The following is a 24,744-nucleotide window of genomic DNA, read 5'->3' on the forward strand; positions in this document are numbered from 1 at the left end:
GCCTATGGCGAAAACGCGCAGGCCTTGTGCGCTCGGGCCCGGCGAGCGGTGCGAAAAACCGGCGTCGCCCTCCGACGGCAAAACCGGCGTTAGTTCGCCATAATTTGCGCTGCCGCAAGCGGTTAGCCATTGGGCGGAGTCGGACGAAGCGCCCGCTTGAGGGATAATGTGGGTTTCGCCCTATTCGACACGCCGCATGGCGCGCAACGGCAGCATTTAACTCAATGCGCCCCATTTTCGCGCCGCCGGCCGCTTTTACTGCTGGACTCAGATGAATATCGTCAACCTCTCCGCGTACCATTTCGCGACCATCGAAGACACCGCCGCCTGGCGCGCGCCCGTCACGGAGCGCTGCGACGCGCTCGGCCTGCGCGGCACGGTGCTGCTCGCGCCGGAAGGCATCAACCTGTTCGTGGCCGGCACGCGCGAAGCCGTCGACGCCTTCATGCACTACATCCGCCACGCCCCCCTGTTCGAGGGCAAGTTCGCCAGCCTGCAGTTCAAGGAAAGCCTGTCGGAAAAGCAGCCGTTCCGCCGCATGCTGGTCAAGCTCAAGCGCGAAATCATCACCATGAAAAAGCCGGCCATCCGGCCGGAACTCGGCCGCGCGCCGTTCGTCGACGCCCCTACTCTGAAGCACTGGCTCGACCGCGGCCATGACGACCAAGGCCGTCCGGTCGTGATGCTCGACACGCGCAATGCATTCGAAGTCGACGTCGGCACGTTCGAGAACGCGCTCGATTACCGCATTACGAAATTCAGCGAATTTCCGGAAGTGATCGAACAGAACCGCGCCGATCTCGAAGGCAAGACGGTCGTTTCGTTCTGCACCGGTGGCATCCGCTGCGAGAAGGCCGCGATCCACATGAAGGAAGTGGGCATCGAGAATGTCTATCAACTCGAAGGCGGCATTCTTAAGTATTTCGAAGAAGTAGGCGGCGCGCACTACAACGGCGACTGCTTCGTGTTCGATTACCGTACCGCGCTCAACCCGCAACTCGAGCCCACCGCCACGGTGCAGTGCTTCGGCTGCCGCGCCGTCGTCACGCCGGAAGCCCAGCAGTCGCCGATGTACGTGGCCGGCAAGACCTGCCCGGCATGCCATCCGGACGCCAGGGCGGCGCACGCGGCCTGATGCACCCGGCGTACCGTGGGCGTTTCGCGCCCTCGCCTACCGGCCCGCTGCACTTCGGCTCGCTCGTCAGCGCGCTGGCCAGCTGGCTTGATGCGCGGGCGCATCGCGGTGCCTGGCTGGTCCGCATCGAAGACGTCGACGGGCCGCGCACCGTCCCCGGCGCGGCGCAAGACATTCTCGCCACGCTCGAACGCTTCGGCATGGTCGCCGACGAACCGCCGCTCTGGCAAAGCCAGCGCATGGCACGTTACCGGGAAGCCCTGGAAGCGCTGCAGGCAGGCGGTCTGGTCTATCCCTGCGGCTGCACGCGCAAGGAGATCGCCGATTCCCTGCTGCATGCCCATTCACGCAATACCACACTCGCCTATCCGGGCACCTGCCGAAGCGGCTTGCATGGCAAGCCCGCGCGCGCCTGGCGCCTGCGCGTGCGCGACGGCGACGCAGCCGTGATTCGCTTCGAAGACCGCTGGCAGGGAACGCAAACGCAGAATCTGGCCACCGAGGTCGGCGACTTCGTCTTGCGGCGCGCGGACGATCAATGGGCCTATCAGTTGGCGGTGGTGGTAGACGACGCCGACGCAGGCATCACACACATCGTGCGCGGCGCGGATCTGATGGACTCGACGGCGCGGCAGATCTATCTGCAGCGCTGCCTCGGCGTCGCCACGCCCGCGTATCTGCATGTTCCCGTCGTCGTGAACGATCAGGGCGAAAAACTCAGCAAGCAAAATGGCGCGACCGCGCTGGACGCCCGCGAGCCGCTCGCCGCGTTGAACGCGGCGGCACGGCATCTGGGGCTTGACTTGAACGTGGCAGAACAGCCTACGTTAGAACGTTTTTACGCTGCGGCGACGCTCGCCTGGGCGCAAAAAATGGGCGTGCGCTGAAGGCACGCCAGTCAGCTTACGACGAAGACGACGACTTCCGGACCGGCATGCCGAAGCCGCCCAGCAACGCGGCGAGCGGCTGCTTGGAGGACGACTTCTGCGGAGCCGCGGCAGCACCGTCGGCTTCTTCGATCTTGCGAACCGAAGCGGGCGAAGGCTCGTATGGCTTGAGGAAGAAATCGTCCACCGGTTGAGCGCGATGGTGATGCGGACGGTCGAACGAGCCCGACGACGCAGCGCCCGGACGGCGACGCGCACCGCGCTCTTCACGCCCCTCGCGACCTTCGCTGCGCTCACGGCGCGGCGGACGGTCTTCGTGGTGATGGCGCGGCGGCGCATCCACCGTGAGACGCTGCACGTCCAACGGGCGCTTGATCAGCTTTTCGATGTCGGCGAGCTGCTTCTTCTCGTTCGGGCTGCACAGCGACAAGGCGTCGCCCGACGCGCCGGCACGGCCCGTACGGCCAATGCGGTGCACGTAGTCTTCTGCGTTGAACGGCAGGTCGAAGTTGATTACGGCCGGCAATTCGGCGATGTCCAGACCGCGAGCCGCGACGTCCGTGGCGACCAGCGCCTCGATCTCGCCTCGCTTGAACGCGTCCAGCGCCTGCATACGCTCGTTCTGCGAACGGTCGCCGTGAATCGCGGTGGCGACCACGCCGTCGCGTTCGAGGCTGCGCGCAAGGCGGCTTGCGCCGATCTTGCTGTTGCAGAACACGATGACCTGCTTCAGGTTGCGGTCGCGAATCAGCTTGACCACCGCGCCCGTCTTGTCACCTTCGGCAACTTCGTACACCACCTGCGTGACGTTAGTGGCAGTCGAATTGCTGCGTGCCACTTCAATGGTTTGCGGGTCGCGCAGATACGTGGCGGCCAGCTTCTTGATTTCGCCCGAGAACGTGGCCGAGAACAGCAGCGTTTGACGCTCTTTCGGCAGCAGGTTCAGGATGCGCTGCAGATCCGGCAGGAAGCCCATGTCGAGCATGCGGTCGGCTTCGTCGAGCACGAGAATCTGCACCTGGCCGAGGTTGGCCGTTTTCTGCTGCACGTGATCGAGCAGACGGCCCGGCGTGGCGATCAGGATTTCCACGCCGCGGCGCAGTTGCTCGGACTGCGGATTCATATCCACGCCGCCGAACACCACGGCGCTTCGCAGCGCCGTGTGCTTGGCATACGACTGCACGTTCGCGGCGACCTGGTCGGCGAGTTCGCGGGTCGGCGTAAGGATCAGCGCGCGCACCGGATGGCGGGCGGGCGAAGCGCTCGTGCTGGCGTGCGGCAACAAACGCTGGATGATCGGCAGCGAGAAGCTCGCGGTCTTGCCGGTGCCGGTCTGCGCGGCGCCCATCACGTCACGGCCGGCCAGCACGACGGGAATCGCTTGCGCCTGGATCGGCGTAGGCGTGGTGTAGCCCGATTCTTTGACGGCTTTCAGGATATCGGGCGCGAGGCCGAATTGATCAAAAGTCGCAGTGCTGGGCGTGACGGCTGTGTCGGACATGGTGGCTTTCGCTAAAAATGCGCTTGGCGCGGTGCGCGCGGCAGCGGTCGGAACCGCAGAGGGCATCGTGATGAAGGCGGAGCCACGGCGTTCCGCACGGGACCCGTCAGGATTGCGGGAAAAATGCGGCCGGCTCCGGCCGGCGGAAACACCCGCCGGAAAGGCCGGTATTGTAGCACTTCAGCAAAAACACTCATGGCGCTGCTGCCGGCTTTCTGCTTACGACGGCGAAAGCCGGCCGGCGCAGCGCCCGGCCGCGACTCGAAGCCGGGCGACCGGACAGACCGTCGCCGGCCCGCAAGCGCCCCCGCTGGCGAGCGTAAAGCGCCCAGACGACACTTATATGACACGTTCCGGCAAAAGCCCGGCCGCGCTCATCACCGCTGTCACCACGTCTCGCGCATCACCATCAGGCGCAACTCGGTCATGTCTTCGATCGCGTAACGCACGCCTTCGCGGCCGAGGCCGGAATCTTTCACGCCGCCGTACGGCATATTGTCGACCCGGAACGAGGGGACGTCGTTGATGACCACGCCACCCACTTCGAGCAGGTCCCACGCGCGATGCGCGTGCGCGAGCGAGTCGGTGAAGATACCGGCTTGCAGGCCGAAATCGCTATCGTTGACGGTGGCGAGCGCGGCGTCGAAATCGTCGAAACGCTCCAGAATGGCGACCGGGCCGAAGGCTTCCTTGCGGTAGAGATCGGTGTCGCGCTTCACGTTTTCGAGCAAGGTGGCCTCGAACATCGCGCCGTCCACCTTGCCGCCCGCAACGATGCTCGCGCCGGCCTGCACCGCGCTTTCCATCCAGCCGGCGAGGCGATTGGATTCCGACTCGGAGATCATCGGTCCGACGAAGGTCTTTTCGTCTTTCGGATCGCCCATCACCAGCGACTTCGTTTTCGCAATCAGCTTCTCGCGCAGCGCGTCGTAAAGCTTCGTGTGCACCAGAATTCGCTGCACGCCGATGCAGCTCTGCCCCGACTGATAGAACGCGCCGAACGCGAGCCGGTCGACCACATAGTCGAGCTTGTCGCCCTGATCGCCGTCGACGATCGCCGCCGCGTTGCCGCCCAGTTCCAGAATGACTTTTTTCTTGCCGGCCTTTCTTTTCAGTTCCCAACCGACCGCCGGCGAGCCGGTGAACGACAGCAGCTTGAAGCGCTCGTCGGTCGTGAACAGATCGGCGCCGTCGCGATGGGCCGGCAGAATGGAAAATGCGCCTTTCGGCAGATCGGTTTCCGCCAGAATCTCACCCATGATGAGCGCGCCGACCGGCGTACGGCTTGCCGGCTTCAGCACGAACGGCACGCCGGCCGCGATGGCCGGGGCGACCTTGTGCGCGGTCAGATTCAACGGGAAATTGAACGGCGAGATGAACGAGCACGGCCCGATCGGCACGCGCTTCACGTAACCATGATAACCCTTCGCGCGCGGCGAAATCTCCAGATTCACGATCTCACCGTCGATACGCACCGACTCCTCGGCCGCCACCTTGAAGGTGTCGATAAGGCGCGTGACTTCGCCGCGGGAATCGTTGATCGGCTTGCCGGCCTCGATACACAGCGCGAGCGCCAGTTCGTCGTAACGCTCGCGAAAACGCTTCACGCAATGTTCCAGCACGGCCTGGCGTTTGAACGGCGGAAACGCCCGCAACGCAGGCAGCGCCTCGACCGCATGGCCGATCGCCTGGTCGATCGCTTTCGCATCGGCCATCGCCACACGGGTGGCCACTTCGCCGCTGAATTTGTCAGTCACTTCGAGATCGGTGTTGGCGGCCACCGCCTCGTTGGCGAGGTAGTACGGGTAAGTCTTCTGCAACATGATGCGCGTCTCCTTTCCCTGACTTCATGAACTCACAGTTGCGCCGAAAGCCGTTTGATCTCGCGATTGAGCACGCGTTCGTTGTCCGAGTAGTCGATCGGCAGATCGATCACGTGCACACCCGGCGTGACGAAGCATTCGCGCAGAAGCGGCGCGAACTGTTCCGCCGATTCGATGCGATGCCCCTTCGCGCCGTAACTTTCTGCGTACGCGACGAAATCCGGATTGCTCAGCGTCATGCCGTAATCGGGGAAATTCATGTTTTCCTGCTTCCAGCGGATCATGCCGAAAGCGTCGTCGCGCAGAATCAGAATCACCAGATCGAGCTTCAGACGCACCGCCGTTTCCAGCTCCTGCGAATTCATCATGAAGCCGCCGTCGCCGCACACCGCGATCACCTTGCGGTCCGGATGCACGATCTTCGCGGCGATCGCGGACGGCAAACCCGCGCCCATCGACGCCAGCGCATTGTCGAGCAGCAGCGAATTCGGTTCGTGGGCGCGGTAGTAGCGCGCGAACCAGATCTTGTACATGCCGTTGTCCAGACACACGATGCCGTCCACCGGCGTGGTTTCGTACACGTCGTTGACGATACGCACCGGGTACATCGGAAAACGGTCGTCGTGCTGGCCTTTCACGAGATGCGCCTCGAAGTGTTCCTTGATCTCCTTGAAGCGCGAGAAATCCCAATGCTCCTTGCGCTCCTTGAGACTTTCCTTGAGTTGCCAGACGGCATTCGCGATATCGCCGACCACTTCGATCTGCGGGAAATACACCGTGTCGACTTCCGCGCCGAGGAAGTTCACGTGGATCACCGTCTTCTCGCCCGCGTCGCCGCTGCGCATGAAAAACGGCGGCTTTTCGATGACGTCGTGACCGACGTTGATGATGCAGTCGGCGTGATCGATGGCGCGATGGACGAAATCGCCGTCCGACAAGGTGGCGTTGCCGAGCCACATCGGGTGCGACTCGTCGATCACGCCCTTGCCCATCTGCGTGGTGAAAAACGGAATGCCGATCTGGTCGACGAATTCGCGCAGCATCTTCGTCGTGGTTTTGCGGTTTCCGCCCGCGCCGATCATCAGCAACGGATGCTTCGCGCGCGTGATGGCTTCGACCGCGTGCGCGACCGCCTTTTCCTCGGCAACCGGACGGCGGCTGAAACTCTTGGGAATCGGGTGGCCGTCGCCCTCTTCGTGCGCGACGTCTTCGGGCAGTTCCAGATGCACCGCGCCGGGCCGCTCTTCCTCGGCCTGACGCACGGCCTCGCGCACGGCCGCCGGAATGTTGCCGATCGACACGATCTGGCGCGTGTACTTGGTGAGCGGCTCCATCATGCGAACCACGTCGACAATCTGGAAATGCCCCTGCTTGCTCGACTTGATCGGCTTCTGTCCGGTGACCATCAGCATCGGCATGCCGCCGAGTTGCGCGTAAGCCGCCGCCGTCACGAAGTTGGTCGCGCCCGGCCCGAGCGTGGCGAGCGACACGCCGACGCGCCCCGTGAGCCGTCCATACGTGGCAGCCATGAAACCAGCGGCCTGCTCGTGGCGCGTGAGGATCAGGCGGATTCTGGAGCGGCGCAGCGATTCGAGCAGATCGAGATTTTCTTCGCCGGGAATGCCGAACACATATTCGACACCTTCTGCTTCCAGCGACTTGACGAACAGATCCGATGCTTTCATGGAGAGTCTCGCTTGATGACACGGACGCGGGCAATGAGCCCCGCCGCTAGAGTCCGGTAACGGACGATCGAAGACGACGACAAAGACTGGCGCGCCATATTGCACACGACGCGCCCGGCGCAGCGCTTACCACGCCGGACAGCTTACTACTCGAACGGGAATGATGCGCGCTCGCGGGCAAAGGCGGGCGGCGGAGAAAAGACGGGGCTCAGCGATTGATGGTCACGCAGTCGGACAGCATGGGCGGGGCGTTCTCGCCGCTCATGCCGTCGTACAGATCGGCACGCGGGCCCTTGGTCCACCACGTATAGCTGCCGGCCTGATACTTCGCGCCGGAAGCCGACATGGTGTTGACGAACAGCAGCTGCTTGCCCTTGACCGGCACCAGCGCGAAGCTTTGACCGTTCGCGGCGTTCCAGTACGTCACCTGAAGAATCTTGCCGGTCGCGCAGGTGTATTTATGGGTCTGACGGTTTTTCGTCTGAATCTCGACGAGCTTCAGCGGCGCGGCCCAGGCGCCGCCGCAAAATGCAGCGAGACTCGCCGCCGTAGTCAACGCAACAAGCCATTTTTTCATGTGACGCCTCGATTGTTGTCGCAGATCAGGCACAGTGCGCGTCGACCGGATCAGGGATCGATGACGTCGGCGCACGCGTCGGTGGGAGCGGCGGCCACGTGCCCGACCAGCGGCACGATCTTCAGTCCCGCCGACGCCACGCGGCACGGCGCGGCGGCGAGGCCGCAGCCGCTCAGCCCGGCGCTCAGCGCGAGCACCGCGGCCAGTGCGCCGAGCCGGGCAAGGCGCCCGGGGCACGATGTTCGACGGAACTTCAGGACCATACGGACCTCTTTGACTTCGATGATGCAGATCGATCGAAGATCGATCGGGTGACGCGCAGCAAAACGCGCTGCGCGCGGACCATCCATGCCGCTTCGGACGCGGCCTTCATGCAGGCCGCGTCACACTACGCGCGCCGACGGCCTTACTTCGTCGACACCGGCCGCACGGCCGCCGCAGCCTCTTTCGCGCGTTCGCGAGCCTGTTCGACGGTGTCGCCGGTGGCAAGCGCCACGCCCATGCGACGTTTGACGAAACTCTCCGGCTTGCCGAACAGACGCAGGTCTGCGTTAGGCACGGCGAGCGCCGCCGCCACGCCTTCGAACGCGATGCCCGCTTCGTCCAGCCCGCCGTAAATGACCGCCGACGCGCCCGGCGCGCGCAGCGACGTATCCACCGGCAAACCGAGGATGGCGCGCGCATGCAACTCGAACTCCGAGAAACGCTGCGAGCAAAGCGTGACCAGCCCCGTATCGTGCGGACGCGGACTCACTTCCGAAAACCATACGTCATCGCCGCGCACGAAAAGTTCCACGCCGAAGAGACCACGGCCACCGAGCGCCGCCGTCACCTTATGCGCGACGTCGCGCGAACGTTCGAGCGCCAGCGCGCTCATCGGCTGCGGCTGCCAGGATTCGACGTAGTCGCCGGCCACCTGAACGTGACCGATCGGATCGCAGAAATACGTGCTGACTTCGCCGCTCGCCGGGTCGATGGCGCGCACCGTGAGTTGCGTGATCTCGTATTCGAAGTCGATAAAACCCTCGACGATCACGCGACCGTGATTCACGCGGCCGCCCGCCATGGCGTGTTGCCAGGCCGGTTCGACGTCGGCCTCGCTCCTGAGCACCGATTGCCCCTTGCCCGACGACGACATGACCGGCTTCACCACGCACGGATAGCCGACTTTGGCGATGCCCGCGCGCAGCTCGTCGAGCGAATCGGCGAAGGCGTACGGCGAGGTCGGCAGGCCGAGTTCCTCGGCGGCCAGACGGCGGATGCCTTCGCGGTTCATGGTGAGCTGGGTGGCGCGCGCGGTCGGGATCACTTCGGCGAGGCCGTCGGTCTCGATCGCGGCGAGCGCGTCGGTGGCGATCGCCTCGATTTCGGGGACGATCAGATGCGGGCGTTCCTGCTCGACCAGCGCGCGCAACGCGGCGCGGTCGGTCATGTCGATCACGTGCGAACGATGCGCGACCTGGTGGCCCGGCGCATTCGGATAACGGTCGACGGCAATCACTTCGACGCCCAGCCGTTGCAGCGCGATGATCACCTCCTTGCCGAGCTCGCCGGCGCCGAGCAGCATGACACGCGTGGAGGAGTCGGAAAGGGGCGTGCCGATCCGTTGGCCGATCTGCATGGGGTCTCCAGATAAAAGTCGGATGAGAGTGGGATTGGGTAGAACACGATGTTAACATGCACACCCCAACGCGTACCCCCATGCGCACCCCGACGTGTACCCCGCCCATTTGGGCTCGCGTGCGGCGAGCCTGGTGCGTTACCCTTACGCCTTCGCCAGTTTGATGAGGAACGACGTCATGCTCCAAAGCTCCTCCACGCGACGTGTTGCGCGCGTCATGTCTCATGCGCGCGCGGCCATCGCCGCGTTGAGCGTCGCCGCGCTTTGCAGCGCCTGTGCGATCCCGAAACATCCCGATTCGGAAGCCCCGGCTCCCGACCCGTTCAACCCCGCCGCAACCCAATTGCTCGACGACACGAGCTGGGTGCTGTCCGGCTGGAAGCAGGCCGACGGAACCGCGCGTGCGATTCCCGGCGCCGACCAGGGCGCGCCGGTCACGCTCGTGCTGTCGACGGCAACCGGTCAGCGGCACGCCAGCGGCTTTTCGGGTTGCAACCGCTACATGGGTTCGTACATGCTAAAAGACGGCAAGCTGAGCTTCGGCACGCTGGGTGGAACGCGTATGGCATGCGCGACGCCGGGCGGCCAGATCGAGGGTGCCTATCTGAATGCGCTGAACCATATCGACCGCACCGGCGTGCAGATGCGCGCGCCGCAGCAGATGCAACTCGTGCTCGATAACGGCGACACGCTCACGTTCGATCGCAGCGCCAAATGAAACAGCGCGCAAACCCAGCGGACAGCCAGGCGCGCCGGCCTGCTGTCCGATTCGACGCAAGGCTCTTTGCGCGTGCCTTCGAAGCGATGCGCTTCGCCGGTTAAACTCGACGGATTGCGTTCGCGCGCGTCCGTCATTCGTTGATGTCTAGTATGCACACGGTAGTTTTCGGCTGGTTCGGCGGGTCGGCCGTCTGGTTCATTCCTCTTTTGTGGCGCCTCGTGAAGTCGGTGCTGCCGGGCGGCGCGGGTCTGCGCGGTCCCGGCACGATCCGCCTGTGGCTCGGCTTCGTCTGCGTGCTGGTGGCGAGTTGCACGCTGGAAGCCTCGCTGATCAATCTGTCCGGCGTGAACGGCTTCGGCCATGCGCTCGCGGCGGGCTTCGGTCACCTGCTCGGCCATATCGGCACGCCGCTCGCGGCGCTGGCGCTGCTCGCGATCAGCCTGCCGTGGCTGATCGATTTCAGTTGGCGCGATGTGCTCGTCTGGGCCGACGGTGCGTTCGGCCTCGGCCTGTCGCTCGGTCAGGCGCGGCGCGACGAAGACGCGCGCCGTCATCGCAGCGACGACGGTTTGCCGCAGCACGTCTCGCCGTCCACCAATACGATGGCGCCGAAAAGCAACGGACGCTACGCGCGCCCGACCGTCTGGCGTCCGCCGGCGCGGGGACGCGGCGCGGCTGCCGGCGCGGCCGGCGTGAGCAGCGCGGCAAATGGCATGAGCGGCATGAGCGGCACGCAAGCGACGCCGCGCGCCGCGAAGGAAAGCTGGCGCGCGGACGCGGCGGCGAAAAACCGTCCCCCGTCCGCGCAGTCGAGCGCGCCGGGCAATGCAGCGCGTCAGGCGCCGCGTCCCTTGCAGCCGCAGCCGCTGAACACCGACAAAGCAGCGTGGCAGCCGACCGAACCGGTCGCGCCGGCCGGCTGGCTGCGCGAGTCCGGCAGCGCGCCGCGCGCATCTGCCGGCGCCGGGCGGTCCGCTGCGCCGACAGCCGCCCCGGCCACTGCAAACTCCGCAACCTCCGCGCGCGACGGCTCGCCGGTCGGACGCCGCTCGGTCGGCGAACAGCGAACCGCGGGGTCGGCCGTTGGCGCCGGGCTGGGGCTCGGCGTTGCCGCTGGCGCGGGTCTCGGTGCAACGGGTCTGGCCGCTGCGGGCACGGCGTCGGCGGCCGGCACGCATGCCTCGCTCGCCGCAGCCGCAAGCACGGCCGCACGGGCCACGACGACGGCTGCCGGCGCTATGTCGCCAGCCGGCACGAACGCCGGTCGTCCCATGTCGACGTCGGCGACGCACGGCGCGTCCCCGACGAACGCGCGCGCCGCCACGGCTCGCCAACCGTTCGCCTCCGCGCCTCGCGCCGAGATCGCACCACCGCGAGCGAGCACAGGCCGGCCGGTTTCGCCCGCCCCGAGCTACACGCGTCCGATGCCGAACGCGCGTCGGACCACCCCGCCGCCGAGCGTGCAGGAAACCTTGCGCAGCATCGCGGAGAACGCCGCGCGCTGGACCGACATCGCCGGCGTGAGCCTCGCCCGCAGCAGCGGCGCGGAGAACGTCAAGGCGATCACGCAGTCTCCGGACGATGCGGCCTCGAGCGACGGCCGGATCGAAGCTGCGCACGCCGAAACCGAGGTCAATGCGCCTGGCGAGCAAGCCTCCTTCAACGCGCCGCAGACCGACGCATCGTTCGACGCAGAGAAAGTCGAAGCGGCAGATGCTGCTGCACGAGAGGCGATGGCGCATGCCGCGCCGCAGACGAACCCGGCATTGCAAGCGTCGCCCGCCGACGTTGCCTCGACGGCTTTGCCTTCGACTGAACACGTCCAACACGCCGAGCCGGTGGTGCAGTGGCCGATCGAGCCGCCTGTCATTCAGCCGCCGTTGGCGTCGGTTGCGGCTCCGGTTCTGGCGGCCGAGGTTGTGCCCGAGGTTGCGTCTGAAGTTGCGCCCGAAGTTGCTTCCGAGGCCGCAGCCGCCACGACGCCTGCGGTTGCCTCATCGTCTTCGTCTTCGTCTGCGGCCGCGTCGCCCGTTGCAGAACCGGTCGCCCTCGCGCCCGTCGTGACCTCGACGCAAAAGCCGACACCGACGCCCACGCCGTTCCAGATCTTCGCCGCGCAACTGGAAGCCGATCCGGAGCCGACCTTCGTCGATGAAGCAACATCAGCGGAACACGTTTCTGCGGATCAGCCGGCCATCGAAGCTCACGCTCCTACGCCTGCCGTTACGGAACGCGTCGCGACAGCCGCTACGGCGAGCCCATCGACGCCCGCGGTTGCCCCAGTCGAACCGCAAGGCCAGCACGCTGGAAACCCGGTCGCTACCCCTGCCGCGCCGGTCGCCGAAGTCGTATTCGCGAAACCCCTGGCGCCTTGGGAAGCCGAAGCCGACGCCGTTTCCATCGCATCGCAGCACGCGCCGGAATTGCCCGTCCGCACGACACTCGTCGCCGACCCTACTGACCTCGACCACGCACATCCGTCAGAGCCGGCAGCGAAACCCACGGACACCGACGCACACCGGAACGAGCCGTCCGTCCCAGACGCGCCCGCTTCGTCGCAGCCCCCTGCCCTCTCCGACGCAAACAACGCCGTGAGCCAGCCGGGCGCGACCGGACTCGCGCCGGAATCTGCCCAGTCGAACGTCGTGCGCTTCCCTGGCTTCGCCGCCCGCGTCGAAGCTACGCCCGCCGCATCGTTCGCGAGCGAGCCGGAACAGCCGCCCACGACACAGTCGCAGATAGCAGCACCGGCCGAGCTACAACACGAGCAGCAGCACGAGCCGCAGCCTGCCCCGGCCATCCCAAGCGCACCGTACTCCACGTCGCCGACACCGCCCCCCGCGCTACTGCACGACGCAGCGCCGGTCGATCAGTCGACGGAGCCTACCGAGCCCACAGCTGAGCCCACAGCCGAACCCGCCGCGCCCCGCGCTCCGTTGCGCGGCCACAGCCCGACCAACGGCTTCGAGTTTCGCGCGCCGGCCGCGTCGATGGTCGAACTGCCGACGCTCGATCTGCTGGCCCGCGCCGACACCGATGTCGAGCCCGTCTCCGAAGAAAAGCTCATCGAAACGGGCCTGCTGATCGAACAGCGCCTGCAGGAATTCAAGGTGCCGGTGACGGTGGTCGGCCATTCGGCCGGTCCGGTCATTACGCGCTTCGAGATCGAGCCGGCGCTCGGTGTGCGCGGCAGTCAGATCGTCGGGCTGATGAAGGATCTCTCGCGCGGTCTCGGCCTGACGTCGATCCGCGTGGTCGAAACGATTCCCGGCAAGACCTGCATGGGTCTCGAATTGCCGAACGCGAAACGCCAGACAATCCGCCTGTCGGAAATTCTCGAGGCGAGCGTCTATCAGAACTCGCATTCGCAACTGACGCTCGCGATGGGCAAGGACATCACCGGGCATCCAGTGGTCGCCGATCTGGCGAAGGCGCCGCACATGCTGGTCGCGGGTACGACGGGTTCGGGCAAGTCGGTGGCGATCAACGCGATGATCTGCTCGCTGCTCTACAAGGCGACACCCGAAGAAGTGCGCCTCATCATGATCGACCCGAAGATGCTGGAGCTGTCGGTCTATGAAGGCATTCCGCATCTGCTTGCGCCGGTCGTCACGGATATGAAGCTGGCGGCCAACGCGCTCAACTGGTGCGTCGGCGAAATGGAAAAGCGTTACCGGCTGATGTCCGCGGTCGGCGTGCGCAACCTGGCCGGCTTCAACCAGAAAATCCGCGACACCGAGGCCAAGGGCAAGAAGCTCGGCAACCCGTTCTCGCTGACGCCCGAAGCGCCCGAGCCGCTCGCGCCCTTGCCGCTGATCGTGGTGGTGATCGACGAACTCGCCGACCTGATGATGGTCGCGGGCAAGAAGATCGAAGAGCTGATCGCGCGGCTCGCGCAAAAAGCGCGCGCCGCCGGCATCCATCTGATTCTCGCGACGCAGCGTCCTTCGGTGGACGTGATCACCGGCCTCATCAAGGCCAACATTCCGACGCGCGTGGCATTCCAGGTGTCGTCGAAAATCGACTCGCGCACGATTCTCGACCAGATGGGCGCCGAGTCGCTGCTCGGCCAGGGCGACATGCTGTTCCTGCCGCCCGGCACCGGCTACCCGCAGCGGGTGCACGGCGCGTTCGTCGCCGACGAAGAGGTGCACCGGATCGTCGAGTATCTGAAGCAGTTCGGCGAACCGCAATACGAGGAAGGCATTCTCGACGGTCCGGCCACCGACGGCGGCGCGGCGCAAGACCTGTTCGGCGACTCGCCGGAAGCCGAGGCCGATCCGCTCTACGACGAAGCCGTGGCTTTCGTGGTGCGCACGCGGCGTGCGTCGATCTCATCGGTGCAACGGCAACTGCGCATCGGCTACAACCGCGCGGCACGGCTGGTCGAACAGATGGAAACGGCCGGTCTCGTCTCGGCCATGGGTATCAACGGCAGCCGTGAAGTGCTCGCGCCCGGACCGGCGGAATGATTGCCGCGCCTGACGCGCAAACTATCTCGCGCATGACTGCGCAATGAAAAACGGGCCGCTCACATCGTCGAGCGGCCCGCTTTTTATGTGTGTCGAGTTTTGCGGCCCGTGCAAACGCCGCGCCATCCAACGTCATCCCGACGTGACCCCGACACATCGACATACACCGCACTCACGACGGCGGCACCAGCTTGAAATCGACCGGCGAGCCGATATCGATACGCTTCGGGTTCGCTTCGAGCAGACCGCTCTGCTGGTCGCGCCGGAACACGTACACCGTATCGCTATTCTGATTGCCGACGATCAGCCAGTTGCCGGTCGGGTCGATGGCGAACTCGCGCGGCGATTTGCCGAGGCTCGACTGATGGCCCACCTTCTTCAGATGTCCGTTGGTGGGATCGACGGAGAAGATCACGATGTCGTTCGCGTCACCGCGATTCGACGCGTACACGAAGCGGCCGTCCGGCGACAGATGGATCGCCGAGCCACCCACGGCACCCTTGAAGCCGGGCTCGGTGAGTGAAAGCGTTTGCACCTGCGTGAGCTTACCGTCGGCGTAGTCGAAGACGCTGACGGTGCCGGCCAGTTCGCTCGTCAGATAGGCGTGTTTGCCGTCGGCGCCGAACACGAGATGGCGCGGCCCCGTGCCGGCTTTCTCCTGGGTGTAGCGCCAGTCGGTTGGGCCGAACAGACCACGGCTGCCGTCCGGCGTGTAGCGATAGGAATACAGCTTGTCTGCGCCGAGATCCTGCGCGAACAGATAATGGCCGTCGGGCGAGAACACCGTGGAGTGGACGTGCGAGTTGTCCTGCCGTCCCTTTACCGGACCGCCGCCTTCGTGATGCACGGTCAGCACCGAGTTGCCGACCTGACCGTCGGCCTGAAGCGGGAACACCGCGAAGCTGCCGCCAGGATCGGCGGCGACCGAGTAGTTCGCGGTCAGCAGATATTTGCCGTCGGGCGAGAGACTCAGATAGCAGGGATCGTTGCCGTCCGCCGACACCTTGTTGAGAAAACTCAACTGCCCGCTCACGGCGTCGAAGCGGAACGCGCTGATGCCGCCGCGCTGCGAAGCAGGACCGTTATCGCCGGGCAATTCGTTGACGGCGTAGACGAAGCGGCGGTCGCGGCTGACCACGAGATACGACGGGTTGACCGTCTGCGCCACCGACACGCGCGTCGCGTCACCGGTTTTCGTATCGAAGCGATAGACGTAGAGTCCCTCGCTCTTGCCACCGGTGTAGGTGCCGACCAGCATGTCATAGACACCGTCTGCGGGGACCGGGCCGGAATCTTGCGCGAAGGCGTGCGAAGCAACAAGCGAGACCATGAGCACGAAACCTTTTATCATCGAGCGGGCGGCACGCATCGGCACCCGCCGACGTAGCTGCACCGACCTGGATTGAGCGGCGGGAGTAGAAGCAACAGAAAGAAGAGAAGCTGCAACGGAACGTGCATCAACCCGGTCGAAACGGCGCATAAGACCTCCTCATCATCGGCATCTGGTTAATCCGGTTGTCATGGTGTCTCTGGTCTGCCGCGCGGTGGATCGAGCGTCGTTCTTATCGAAGCAAGTATAAAAGCGTTGCACCGGATCATGTAGCCCGGCCGGCCAGCGGCCGATGGTTTGCATGGGTAAGCTTGTCCCGCCCAGCGGGTCATTATTTCAACTCAGCCACACACCACGGAGTATTCATGAACGTCACACTCAGCCTGGGCCCGCTCGTTTCCCTGATCGCCGGCATTCTGATTCTCGTCATGCCGCGTCTGTTGAACTACATCGTCGCGCTCTATCTGATCATCATCGGCATCATCGGGATCTTCGGCGTGGGCTCGTCGCATTTCTGAACGGCCTATGCCGGTTCGGCCGGTTCGCGGACACGCACGAGCGGCGGTCCGCGAACCGCGCGTCGGGAGCAGGAGTGATGGGAGCGGAAAGCGCGCCTTTCCGGGCGAGCACGGACACGCCGCCTACCGGTCGCGGCCTTGCGCAAAAGATGGTCTGAAGCCGACAGCCGACGGTCGGCCTTCGAACGTGTCAGCCGTTCGAAAGTTGTTCGAGGCGCAAGCGTCCCTGCAGCGACAGCGCGCCGACGGCATAATGGCCCTCACCTTCCTGATGACGCCTGAAGCAGGCGCGTTCGATCAGAAAGGCCGCGGTAGCCAGCATGCGGTTGCGGCTCAGACCAAGACGGTCGTGATCGAGCGGCAACATGGAGTCGCCGGCGAGCTGGCTGGCGGCGGAGAGAATCGTGATGCAATCGGATTTCGAAGGGTTCAGCATGGCTATCGTCCCTGGAAACGGCGTTTGCTTGCGCGAAAGAGGTGGGCGGCGCAGTGAAAGGAGCCTTGCAGCCTGGAGGCGCGCAGCGGGAACACCACTTGCAGCCTCGTTGCGCCAGTTCGACACCCGATTGTAGGCATTCGTTCGGCAGATTACCAACTCGCGTTTTGCCGCATGGCGCGGCCACACGATGTGCTGAACCAAAGCGCATCGGCCGGGTCCGGTAATAACAACGACCCAAGCGCGGCGTCCGTGCCGCGCGTAATCCAGACACGCTCATCCATGCCCGCACTTATCGAAGACTATGCGCTCATCGGCGACGGCCACACGGCCGCGCTCATCTCCCGCGAAGGTTCCGTCGACTGGCTCTGCTGGCCGCGCTTCGACTCCGGGGCCTGCTTCGCCGCCCTGCTCGGCACGCCCGAACATGGCCGCTGGCTGATCTCGCCGGTCTCCGACACACCGCCCACCGTCACGCGACGCTATCGCGGCGAAACCCTGATTCTCGAAACCGACTTCGAAACGCCCGAAGGCGCGGTCACGCTCATCGATTTCATGCCGCCCGGCAACGGCTGGTCGGAGATGGTGCGGATCGTGGTGGGCAAACGCGGCACCGTACGTATGCAGATGGAACTCGTGCTGCGCTTCGACTACGGCTTCTCGATTCCGTGGGTGGATCGACTCAAACACGACAGCGGCATCAAGGCGATCGTCGGACCGGACAACGCCGTGCTGCGCACGCCCGTCGAACTGCGCGGCGAGAACATGAAGACGGTCGCGGAGTTCACCGTCAGCGAAGGCGAGCGCGTGCCGTTCTCGCTTGCCTATGCGGCCTCGCATCTGCGCATTCCGCCCGCGCGCGACCCGCATACGTCGCTCGCGCGCACGGAAAACCACTGGCTCGAATGGTCCTCGCGCAGCACCGTCGAAGGCAAATGGGCCGAGCCGATCCGGCGCTCGCTGATTACGCTGAAGGCGCTCGCCTACGAGCCGACCGGCGGCATCGTCGCGGCGCCCACCACTTCGCTGCCGGAACAGCTGGGCGGCACGCGCAACTGGGATTACCGCTACTGCTGGCTGCGCGACGCCACCATCACCCTGCTCGCCATGATGCGGGGCGGCTACTACGACGAAGCGCGCGCCTGGCGCAGCTGGCTCGGCCGCGTGATGGCCGGCGCGCCGGACCAGTTGCAGATCATGTACGGCATTGCCGGCGAACGCCGCCTGCCCGAATTCGAAATCGACTGGCTGCCCGGCTACCAGGATGCCAAGCCGGTGCGCATCGGCAACAACGCCGTCGGTCAGCGACAGCTCGACGTCTACGGCGAAGTGATGAACGCGCTGCATCTGGCGCGCGTCGGCGGACTGCAGGCGGACGACACCGCCTGGAACGTGCAATGCGCGCTGCTCGGCCATCTCGACACGATCTGGCAGGAGCCCGACGAGGGCATCTGGGAAACGCGCGGCGGACGCCAGCATTTCACCTTCTCGAAGGTCATGGCCTGGGTCGCTTATGACCGCGCGATCCAGTCGGCGGAAATGTTCGGGCTCGACGGCCCGCTCGACTCATGGCGCGCCACCCGCGACGCGATTCACGCCGAAGTCTGCGCGAAGGCGTGGAATTCCGAACTCAATGCGTTCTCGCAGTTCTACGGCAGCGACCAGCTCGACGCCAGCGTCCTGCTGCTGCCGATGGTCGGCTTCCTGCCGCCGGAAGATCCGCGCATCAAGGGCACGGTGGCGGCCATCGAACGCGATCTGATGCACGATGGTTTCGTCATGCGTTACCGCACGACCGAATTCGACGACGGTCTGCCGCCGGGCGAAGGCACCTTTCTTGCGTGCTCGTTCTGGATGGTGGACAACCTGGCCATGCAAGGCCGCATCGACGAAGCGCACGCCATGTACGAACGGCTGCTCGCGCTGTGCAACGACGTCGGGCTGCTCGCCGAGGAATACGATCCAGCGGCGGGCCGGCTGGTGGGCAACTTCCCGCAGGCGTTTTCGCACGTGGCGCTGGTGCACACCGGCTTGAATCTGATGAAGCACGAGCAGGAGATGGCTGAGGCCACCGGTCAGCCGCCACATAACGGCACGATGGACGAAGAACTGAAGGCTGCGGCAACTCCCGATGGCAACGCAGCAACATCGCCAGTACCATGATTTAATGACAGTTTGCGCGCTACGAGCGCGCAAATTGCTGCATTGCACAAGTAAGCTATGTTCGATATGATCGATCCGACTGTCGGCCGAAAATCAATGTGCCTACAACCAATACGGCCCGCCACAACGCCACACGCGTGTTTGCGAAGCCTCATGCGAACCGCTTAAACGGAGCACCCATGCTCTACCAATTGCACGAATTTCAGCGGGCGATGCTGAGCCCCCTTACCGCCTGGGCTCAGGCAGCGTCCAAATCGTTCGCAAACCCGGCCAGCCCGCTGGCCTATGTGCCCGGCGCGACGCGTCTTTCGGCCGGTTACGAACTGCTCTACCGGCTCGGCAAGGACTACGAGAAGCCCGAGTTCAACCTTCACCAGATTGTCAAAGACGGCCATAACATTCCGATCATCGAACAGACGATCGTCGAGAAGCCGTTTTGCCGCCTGATGCGCTTCAAACGTTTCGCCGACGACAGCGATGCCGTAACCCAACTGAAAGACGAACCGGTGGTGCTGGTCTGCGCGCCGTTGTCGGGACACCACGCCACGCTGCTGCGCGACACCGTTCGCACGCTGTTGCAAGACCACAAGGTCTACCTGACCGACTGGATCGACGCGCGCATGGTGCCGCTCGAAGCGGGCGAGTTTCATCTGGACGACTACGTCGCCTACATTCAGGAGTTCATCCGCCATATCGGCGCGAAGAACCTGCACGTCATCTCCGTTTGCCAGCCCACCGTGCCGGTGCTCGCCGCCATTTCGCTGATGGCGAGCCGCGGCGAAGACACGCCGCGCACCATGACCATGATGGGCGGTCCGATCGACGCGCGTAAAAGCCCGACTTCGGTCAACTCGCTGGCCACCCAGCACTCGTACGAATGGTTCGAAAACAACGTGATCTTCACGGTGCCGCCGAACTATCCGGGCGTGGGTCGCAAGGTTTATCCGGGCTTCCTGCAGCACACCGGTTTCGTCGCGATGAATCCGGAGCGGCACGCCGCTTCGCACTGGGATTACTACCAGAGCCTGCTGCGCGGCGACGAAGACGACGCCGAAGCGCATCGCCGCTTCTATGACGAGTACAACGCCGTCCTCGACATGGACGCCGATTACTACCTCGACACGATCCGCGTGGTGTTCCAGGAATTCCGTCTGGCCGAAGGCACGTGGGAAGTCGCCGGCGAACCGGTGCGTCCGCAGGACATCAAGACCACGGCGCTCTTCACCATCGAAGGCGAACTCGACGATATCTCCGGCGACGGCCAGACCTACGCCGCGCAGGATCTGTGCAGCGGCATTCCGGAGAAAGACAAGCGTCACTTCACCGCGGAAAAATGCGGCCATTACGGCATTTTCTCGGGCCGCCGCTGGCGCACCATCATCTATCCGCAGTTGCGCGACTTCATCCTCGAGCACAACAAGGCGCCGAAGGCTGCGAAGGAAAAAGCCGAAGCCTGAGTGCAACCGGCGAGCAGCGACGAACAACGGCCTCTTCGGAGGCCGTTGTCGTTTGTCAGGATGCCAAAATCTCGTCGCGAAACGCGAGATGCAATGCGAGCGCCGCCCTACTTTCGCAACAGGAACGCCAGCAGCAACTCGGTGTTCATCTGGATCACTTCGCTGCGTTCGCTCGCGCTACTGAAATCGCGGCCGAGGGTCGCTTCGAGCGTGAAGCGATTCGACACGATGTAGTAGCCCATGCCAGAGAGCGTGACGTAAAAGCGCAGCGGGTCGACGTTGGTGCGAAACAGTCCGGCGCGCTGGCCGCGCTCCAGAATGCTGCCGAGCGTGGCAACGATCGGCGAGATCATTTCGCGGATGCGTGTCGACTTCTGCATGTAGCGTGCCTCATGCAGATTCTCGTTGTTGATGAGCCGCAGCAGTTCGGGATGGTCGCGGTAATAGTCCCACACGAAATGCGCGAGACGCGTGACCGCTTCCACGGGTGCAATGCCGTTCAACTCGAGCGTGCGCTCCGCCTCGTTGAGCGCGCTGAACGCGTGCTCGAGTACGGCAGTGAACAATTGCTCCTTGCTACCGAAGTAGTAGTAAAGCATGCGCTCGTTGGTTTCCGCGCGGCGAGCGATCTGATCGACGCGCGCGCCGAATAGCCCACCATTTGCAAACTCTTCGGCCGCCGCAAGCAGAATGCGGCGCCTCGTGCCTTCAGGATCTCTTTTGATTTTCGGCTGATTCATGGTGGCATCGTCTTCGTGAGCCGCGTTATCCGGATCGCACCGTCGGCCTCTCTCGGGCCTTGCACCAACGGCACTGAACGGGCTGGTTGAGGGAATACCCTTCTGCGGTCTTTCGAAAAAAGCGCTTCGATTATGGCACACGGATTGCGGATAGCAATTGGGGAAATCGGCGATAATGTGGCATTTAGTTCAAGCCTAGCGCCCCCACATACTCGTCGCCAATCGCGCCTCAATCGTTGTCCGGTTTTGCCTGGATTGATGCGTGTTTGCGCGCCATAGCCGCGCTTTTGTGTTGCCCCAGGTCTGCCTCGCGTGTTGTCAACCGCGTCGCAGGCCGTGCGGCCACGAGGCAAGCCACAACGTCGTGACCGTGACCGATTCCAGAACACTCGCAGACCGCATCGAAGATCTGCTGCCCCAAACGCAATGCACGAAGTGCGGGTATCCCGCATGCCGCCCGTACGCCGAAGCCGTCGCGAGCGGCGCAGCCAATTACAACCAGTGTCCGCCCGGCGGCGCAGAGGGCATTGCCCGGCTTGCCGCGCTGCTCGGCAAGCCGGTGATCCCCCTCAATGTGACCAATGGTGTCGAACGGCCGCGGCCGCTCGCCGTGATCGACGAACAAGTTTGCATCGGCTGCACGTTGTGCATGCAGGCATGTCCAGTCGATGCAATAGTTGGCGCACCGAAACAGATGCACACCGTCATTGCCGAGCTATGCACGGGCTGCGACCTGTGCGTGCCGCCCTGCCCGGTGGATTGCATTGCGATGCCGGCCGTCACCGGTGAAGCCACCGGCTGGGACGCATGGAGCCAGAGCCAGGCCGACGCGGCACGCGAACGCCACGAGCGTCGCGAGGCGCGTCTTGCGCGCGAGCGTGAAGCGGCCGAAGCACTTGCTGCAGCGCGGCGAACCGCTGCCGCTACGCCCGCTGCGAATGCCTCCGCCGCGCCCGCGGCGGAGGCCGCAACCGGCGGCAGCTCGCAACCCGACGCCGAAGCCAACGACGCCGCCGCAAAAAAACGCGCCATCATTCAGGCGGCGCTAGAACGCGCGCGCCAGAAGAAAGAGGAACTGGCGGCCAAGGGCCAGGCGCCGCTCAATACCGAACGCGTCAGCGCAGACGTGCAGGCGCAGATCGACGCCGCCGAAGCGCGCCGCCGCCGTCTCGGTCTTGCGAAAGACGACGCCGACACGCCGCCGTCCAAACACTGAGCTTCGATATCCTGACTTTTCCAACGCGCTGCTAGCCGGTTTTTCTAGCCGCTTCCAGGCCACATTCAACCCGCATCCCACTTTCACGCCGCGCATGAACGCGAACAAACGCCGCGCCATCTACGAGACCTTGCAGAGTCTCAACCCGCATCCGACCACCGAACTGGAGTACACCTCGCCGTTCGAACTGCTGATCGCCGTGTTGCTGTCGGCGCAAGCCACGGACGTGTCGGTCAACAAGGCCATGCGCAAGATGTTCCCGGTCGCGAATACGCCGCAAACCGTGTTCGACCTGGGTGAAGAAGGCGTGACGGCGTACATCAAGACGATCGGGCTGTATCGCACCAAGGCGAAGAACGTGATCGCCACGTGCCGGATTCTGCTCGACCAGTACGGCGGCGAAGTGCCGGAAGATCGCGAGGCGCTGGAGAGTCTGCCGGGCGTCGGACGGAAAACCGCCAACGTGATCCTGAACACCGCGTTTGGCCACCCCACCATCGCCGTCGACACCCATATCTTTCGGGTTGCCAATCGCACCGGCCTCGCGCCCGGCAAGGATGTGCGAGCGGTCGAAATCGCGCTGGAAAAATTCACGCCGCCCGAGTTCAGACAGGACGCTCACCACTGGCTGATCCTGCACGGGCGTTACGTGTGCAAGGCGCGCCGTCCGGAATGCTGGCACTGCGCCATCGAGCCGTTGTGCGAGTTCAAACCCAAGACGCCGCCGCCGGACCTTTGAGCGAGTGACTCGAATCCGGCCGTAACTCGGCGACACGCTTCGGTGCGCCGCTAGCATGCAATCGGCACGGACGCGTCGCCAGCGCGCGCAGCGGCCCCGGCGTAAAATAGCCGGCTTACACGACGCGCCCAAGCCAAGATGCGCGCGCGTCCGCCCCACACTCAACGCACCGGTCCCACGATGTTCAATCCCAGCCGCGACGAAGTTCGCCTCTTCTTCACCGACACCTGGCGCAAGCAGCGTCAAGGCGAAATTCTGACGCCGCTGGAAGCGATCGCCGCCGACTGGATCGTCGAGCATCCCGAGTATCACGACGACCTCACGCATAGCGAAGCCGCCAAGACTCAGGATTATTCGCCCGAACGCGGCCAGACCAACCCGTTCCTGCATCTGTCGATGCACCTCGCGATCAGCGAACAGTTGTCGATCGACCAGCCCCCCGGCATCCGCGCGGCGCACGACCGGCTCGCCGCGCGCCTCGGCTCGACCCACGAAGCGCAGCACGCCATCATGGATTGCCTCGGCGAAACCATCTGGGAAGCGCAGCGCACCGGCACGCCGCCCGATACCGACGCTTATCTACAACGCATAGAACGCCGCGCCACGCGCGACTGATCCCCGAGCGGCAGCGTCACACGCGAGCGACGCCGGAATGCAAAACACCCCGCCAGAGCGGGGTGTTTGTTTTTTGCGGCGCGCGGCGCGCGGCGAGCTTACTTCTTCTGGACCAGATCGCCGTTCAGCGATTCGACGTAAGCCGCGATATCTTTCATGTCGCTTTGCGACAGACTTTGCACCTGCGCCTGCATGATCGGATTGTTCCGGCCGAGGTGCGGGTTGCCATTGCCCATCTGATACTGACGCAGCGACCAGTAGACGTAATCGGCATGCTGACCCGCCAGCTTCGGATACTCCGGGCTCACCGGCTTGTTCAGATTCACGCCGTGGCAAGCCGCGCAGTTGTGGCTTTCGGCCAGCACCTTGCCGTTGCCGGCGTCGGCCGCGTGCGCGAGATTCGCAGCAACCAGACCGAACACTGCCGCCGACGCGCATGCAGCCTTGAACACCGTGTGGAGTGCCTGTTGTGGCTTATTCATGAATTCTCCTATCCCGCGATTTGATTGCCGAGTGACTGGTTGGACGAGCGCCGCCGATCACTTGTCGGGATTGTTTTTAGAAGAGGAATTTTGCGCTGCGTAGTAAGCAGCGATGTCGGCGATGTCCTGATCGGACAGCGACACGGTGATCGCGTGCATCGTTTCGAAGTGGCGATCGCCCTTCTTGTAGCCATGCAATGCGTTTTCGAGGTATGCCTGATTTTGGCCGCCGAGCTTCGGCACGCGGTAGACCTCGGGGTAGGCCGTGCGGTACTCGGGAATGCCGTGGCAACCGATACACATCGCAACCTTGCCCTGGCCTGCCTTCGGGTTGCCCACGACATCCGCTGCCTGGACACTGACCGTATAACCCGCGAGCACCGAAAGCGCTGCGATCACGACGTGCTTGCCGACGAATTTATTCATAGCATGTAACCTGGCATGAGGGGAAACGGGCGCCCGAAAAGGCAACGGCCCGCGCCGTTCTTCTTATAGGGTAGCCACGCAGGCCAAAAAAATCGGGCTAATTGTACCGCGACGCTACAAAGAACGTCCACCGCGCAAGGCCCGAGGCGGTCTGGCCGGGGCCTGCCGCCGTCCGGCACCGCGGGTGAAACCATACGCGA

21 protein-coding genes are annotated in these 24,744 nt (G+C 64.4%); 10 read left to right on the plus strand and 11 right to left on the minus strand.

Going from position 1 to position 24,744, the window contains the following annotated elements:
• Positions 1 to 271 precede the first annotated feature (271 nt).
• Entirely contained in the window at positions 272 to 1,135 is an 864-nt protein-coding gene (locus P3T18_RS06220) for a sulfurtransferase (protein WP_429299067.1), read from the plus strand.
• Positions 1,099 to 2,022, plus strand: coding sequence for a tRNA glutamyl-Q(34) synthetase GluQRS (gene gluQRS, locus P3T18_RS06225; RefSeq protein WP_429299068.1), 924 nt, complete (start codon positions 1,099 to 1,101; stop codon positions 2,020 to 2,022). Before P3T18_RS06220 ends, gluQRS begins: the two co-directional genes overlap by 37 nt.
• A gap of 16 nt (positions 2,023 to 2,038) precedes the next feature.
• Here gluQRS and P3T18_RS06230 read toward each other — a convergent pair whose 3' ends face one another.
• From P3T18_RS06230 to purT, 6 genes are all read right to left on the minus strand, one after another.
• Positions 2,039 to 3,523 carry a DEAD/DEAH box helicase gene (locus tag P3T18_RS06230; RefSeq protein WP_429299069.1) on the minus strand — a complete coding sequence of 495 codons (1,485 nt, stop codon included), beginning with the start codon at positions 3,521 to 3,523 and terminating at the stop codon, positions 2,039 to 2,041.
• Positions 3,524 to 3,909: 386 nt separating this feature from the next.
• Positions 3,910 to 5,346: an aldehyde dehydrogenase family protein gene (locus P3T18_RS06235; RefSeq protein WP_429299070.1), complete on the minus strand. Its 1,437-nt coding sequence runs from the start codon at positions 5,344 to 5,346 to the stop codon at positions 3,910 to 3,912.
• A 32-nt stretch (positions 5,347 to 5,378) separates the two neighbouring features.
• The gene (locus tag P3T18_RS06240; protein WP_429299071.1) at positions 5,379 to 7,031 is read right to left on the minus strand and encodes an acetolactate synthase large subunit; all 1,653 of its coding nucleotides are present in this window, start codon (positions 7,029 to 7,031) and stop codon (positions 5,379 to 5,381) included.
• Between the two features lie 208 nt (positions 7,032 to 7,239).
• The gene (locus tag P3T18_RS06245; RefSeq protein ID WP_429299072.1) at positions 7,240 to 7,608 is read right to left on the minus strand and encodes an MliC family protein; all 369 of its coding nucleotides are present in this window, start codon (positions 7,606 to 7,608) and stop codon (positions 7,240 to 7,242) included.
• A gap of 50 nt (positions 7,609 to 7,658) precedes the next feature.
• Positions 7,659 to 7,871 carry a DUF6726 family protein gene (locus P3T18_RS06250; protein WP_429300051.1) on the minus strand — a complete coding sequence of 71 codons (213 nt, stop codon included), beginning with the start codon at positions 7,869 to 7,871 and terminating at the stop codon, positions 7,659 to 7,661.
• A gap of 143 nt (positions 7,872 to 8,014) precedes the next feature.
• Positions 8,015 to 9,229: a formate-dependent phosphoribosylglycinamide formyltransferase gene (purT, locus tag P3T18_RS06255; protein ID WP_429299073.1), complete on the minus strand. Its 1,215-nt coding sequence runs from the start codon at positions 9,227 to 9,229 to the stop codon at positions 8,015 to 8,017.
• A 178-nt stretch (positions 9,230 to 9,407) separates the two neighbouring features.
• On the opposite strand from purT, the gene P3T18_RS06260 reads away from it, so the two are divergent.
• Together P3T18_RS06260 and P3T18_RS06265 are read left to right on the plus strand one after the other, a co-directional pair.
• On the plus strand, positions 9,408 to 9,947 hold the full coding sequence (locus P3T18_RS06260) for an META domain-containing protein (RefSeq protein WP_429299074.1): 540 nt from the start codon (positions 9,408 to 9,410) through the stop codon (positions 9,945 to 9,947).
• Positions 9,948 to 10,099: 152 nt separating this feature from the next.
• Complete coding sequence (locus P3T18_RS06265; RefSeq protein WP_429299075.1) at positions 10,100 to 14,422, plus strand: DNA translocase FtsK; 4,323 nt, start codon at positions 10,100 to 10,102, stop codon at positions 14,420 to 14,422.
• A gap of 172 nt (positions 14,423 to 14,594) precedes the next feature.
• On the opposite strand, the gene P3T18_RS06270 is transcribed toward P3T18_RS06265, so the two are convergent.
• Positions 14,595 to 15,791 (minus strand): lactonase family protein, encoded by a 1,197-nt coding sequence (locus P3T18_RS06270; RefSeq protein ID WP_429299076.1) that lies wholly within the window; start codon positions 15,789 to 15,791, stop codon positions 14,595 to 14,597.
• A 326-nt stretch (positions 15,792 to 16,117) separates the two neighbouring features.
• Between P3T18_RS06270 and P3T18_RS06275 the strand changes: the two genes are divergently transcribed.
• The gene (locus P3T18_RS06275) at positions 16,118 to 16,270 is read left to right on the plus strand and encodes a DUF3096 domain-containing protein (RefSeq protein WP_007175701.1); all 153 of its coding nucleotides are present in this window, start codon (positions 16,118 to 16,120) and stop codon (positions 16,268 to 16,270) included.
• Positions 16,271 to 16,460: 190 nt separating this feature from the next.
• On the opposite strand, the gene P3T18_RS06280 is transcribed toward P3T18_RS06275, so the two are convergent.
• Positions 16,461 to 16,706, minus strand: coding sequence for a hypothetical protein (locus P3T18_RS06280; RefSeq protein WP_429299077.1), 246 nt, complete (start codon positions 16,704 to 16,706; stop codon positions 16,461 to 16,463).
• A 282-nt stretch (positions 16,707 to 16,988) separates the two neighbouring features.
• On the opposite strand from P3T18_RS06280, the gene P3T18_RS06285 reads away from it, so the two are divergent.
• Both P3T18_RS06285 and P3T18_RS06290 read left to right on the plus strand, forming a co-directional pair.
• Entirely contained in the window at positions 16,989 to 18,869 is a 1,881-nt protein-coding gene (locus P3T18_RS06285) for a glycoside hydrolase family 15 protein (RefSeq protein WP_429299078.1), read from the plus strand.
• Between the two features lie 179 nt (positions 18,870 to 19,048).
• Entirely contained in the window at positions 19,049 to 20,326 is a 1,278-nt protein-coding gene (locus tag P3T18_RS06290; RefSeq protein ID WP_429299079.1) for a polyhydroxyalkanoate depolymerase, read from the plus strand.
• A 107-nt stretch (positions 20,327 to 20,433) separates the two neighbouring features.
• Here the strand turns inward: P3T18_RS06290 and P3T18_RS06295 are convergent, their stop codons facing one another.
• The gene (locus P3T18_RS06295; RefSeq protein WP_429299080.1) at positions 20,434 to 21,066 is read right to left on the minus strand and encodes a TetR family transcriptional regulator; all 633 of its coding nucleotides are present in this window, start codon (positions 21,064 to 21,066) and stop codon (positions 20,434 to 20,436) included.
• A 364-nt stretch (positions 21,067 to 21,430) separates the two neighbouring features.
• Here P3T18_RS06295 and rsxB point away from each other — a divergent pair, with 364 nt between their 5' ends.
• The 3 genes from rsxB to P3T18_RS06310 all read left to right on the plus strand — a co-directional run bounded on the left by rsxB (position 21,431) and on the right by P3T18_RS06310 (position 23,636).
• Positions 21,431 to 22,282 carry an electron transport complex subunit RsxB gene (rsxB, locus tag P3T18_RS06300; protein WP_429299081.1) on the plus strand — a complete coding sequence of 284 codons (852 nt, stop codon included), beginning with the start codon at positions 21,431 to 21,433 and terminating at the stop codon, positions 22,280 to 22,282.
• A 94-nt stretch (positions 22,283 to 22,376) separates the two neighbouring features.
• On the plus strand, positions 22,377 to 23,021 hold the full coding sequence (nth, locus tag P3T18_RS06305) for an endonuclease III (protein ID WP_429299082.1): 645 nt from the start codon (positions 22,377 to 22,379) through the stop codon (positions 23,019 to 23,021).
• A gap of 180 nt (positions 23,022 to 23,201) precedes the next feature.
• Positions 23,202 to 23,636: a DUF1841 family protein gene (locus tag P3T18_RS06310; RefSeq protein ID WP_429299083.1), complete on the plus strand. Its 435-nt coding sequence runs from the start codon at positions 23,202 to 23,204 to the stop codon at positions 23,634 to 23,636.
• A 98-nt stretch (positions 23,637 to 23,734) separates the two neighbouring features.
• Here P3T18_RS06310 and P3T18_RS06315 read toward each other — a convergent pair whose 3' ends face one another.
• Both P3T18_RS06315 and P3T18_RS06320 read right to left on the minus strand, forming a co-directional pair.
• Complete coding sequence (locus P3T18_RS06315) at positions 23,735 to 24,118, minus strand: c-type cytochrome (protein ID WP_429299084.1); 384 nt, start codon at positions 24,116 to 24,118, stop codon at positions 23,735 to 23,737.
• 57 nt (positions 24,119 to 24,175) lie between these two features.
• The gene (locus P3T18_RS06320) at positions 24,176 to 24,544 is read right to left on the minus strand and encodes a c-type cytochrome (RefSeq protein WP_429299085.1); all 369 of its coding nucleotides are present in this window, start codon (positions 24,542 to 24,544) and stop codon (positions 24,176 to 24,178) included.
• Positions 24,545 to 24,744: the final 200 nt, after the last annotated feature.

It is taken from the genome of Paraburkholderia sp. GAS199, from assembly GCF_050436585.1.
GTDB lineage: Bacteria > Pseudomonadota > Gammaproteobacteria > Burkholderiales > Burkholderiaceae > Paraburkholderia.

Coding starts and splice junctions, on each gene's coding strand:
- gluQRS (WP_429299068.1), top strand. CDS start 1,099: ATGCCATCCGGACGCCAGGGCGGCGCACGCGGCCTGATGCACCCGGCG.
- P3T18_RS06285 (WP_429299078.1), top strand. CDS start 16,989: ATGCCCGCACTTATCGAAGACTATGCGCTCATCGGCGACGGCCACACG.
- nth (WP_429299082.1), top strand. CDS start 22,377: ATGAACGCGAACAAACGCCGCGCCATCTACGAGACCTTGCAGAGTCTC.
- P3T18_RS06295 (WP_429299080.1), bottom strand. CDS start 21,066: ATGAATCAGCCGAAAATCAAAAGAGATCCTGAAGGCACGAGGCGCCGC.
- P3T18_RS06310 (WP_429299083.1), top strand. CDS start 23,202: ATGTTCAATCCCAGCCGCGACGAAGTTCGCCTCTTCTTCACCGACACC.
- P3T18_RS06260 (WP_429299074.1), top strand. CDS start 9,408: ATGCTCCAAAGCTCCTCCACGCGACGTGTTGCGCGCGTCATGTCTCAT.
- P3T18_RS06240 (WP_429299071.1), bottom strand. CDS start 7,031: ATGAAAGCATCGGATCTGTTCGTCAAGTCGCTGGAAGCAGAAGGTGTC.
- purT (WP_429299073.1), bottom strand. CDS start 9,229: ATGCAGATCGGCCAACGGATCGGCACGCCCCTTTCCGACTCCTCCACG.
- P3T18_RS06270 (WP_429299076.1), bottom strand. CDS start 15,791: ATGCGTGCCGCCCGCTCGATGATAAAAGGTTTCGTGCTCATGGTCTCG.
- P3T18_RS06235 (WP_429299070.1), bottom strand. CDS start 5,346: ATGTTGCAGAAGACTTACCCGTACTACCTCGCCAACGAGGCGGTGGCC.
- P3T18_RS06265 (WP_429299075.1), top strand. CDS start 10,100: ATGCACACGGTAGTTTTCGGCTGGTTCGGCGGGTCGGCCGTCTGGTTC.
- P3T18_RS06320 (WP_429299085.1), bottom strand. CDS start 24,544: ATGAATAAATTCGTCGGCAAGCACGTCGTGATCGCAGCGCTTTCGGTG.
- P3T18_RS06230 (WP_429299069.1), bottom strand. CDS start 3,523: ATGTCCGACACAGCCGTCACGCCCAGCACTGCGACTTTTGATCAATTC.
- P3T18_RS06315 (WP_429299084.1), bottom strand. CDS start 24,118: ATGAATAAGCCACAACAGGCACTCCACACGGTGTTCAAGGCTGCATGC.
- P3T18_RS06275 (WP_007175701.1), top strand. CDS start 16,118: ATGAACGTCACACTCAGCCTGGGCCCGCTCGTTTCCCTGATCGCCGGC.
- P3T18_RS06245 (WP_429299072.1), bottom strand. CDS start 7,608: ATGAAAAAATGGCTTGTTGCGTTGACTACGGCGGCGAGTCTCGCTGCA.
- P3T18_RS06290 (WP_429299079.1), top strand. CDS start 19,049: ATGCTCTACCAATTGCACGAATTTCAGCGGGCGATGCTGAGCCCCCTT.
- P3T18_RS06220 (WP_429299067.1), top strand. CDS start 272: ATGAATATCGTCAACCTCTCCGCGTACCATTTCGCGACCATCGAAGAC.
- P3T18_RS06280 (WP_429299077.1), bottom strand. CDS start 16,706: ATGCTGAACCCTTCGAAATCCGATTGCATCACGATTCTCTCCGCCGCC.
- P3T18_RS06250 (WP_429300051.1), bottom strand. CDS start 7,871: ATGGTCCTGAAGTTCCGTCGAACATCGTGCCCCGGGCGCCTTGCCCGG.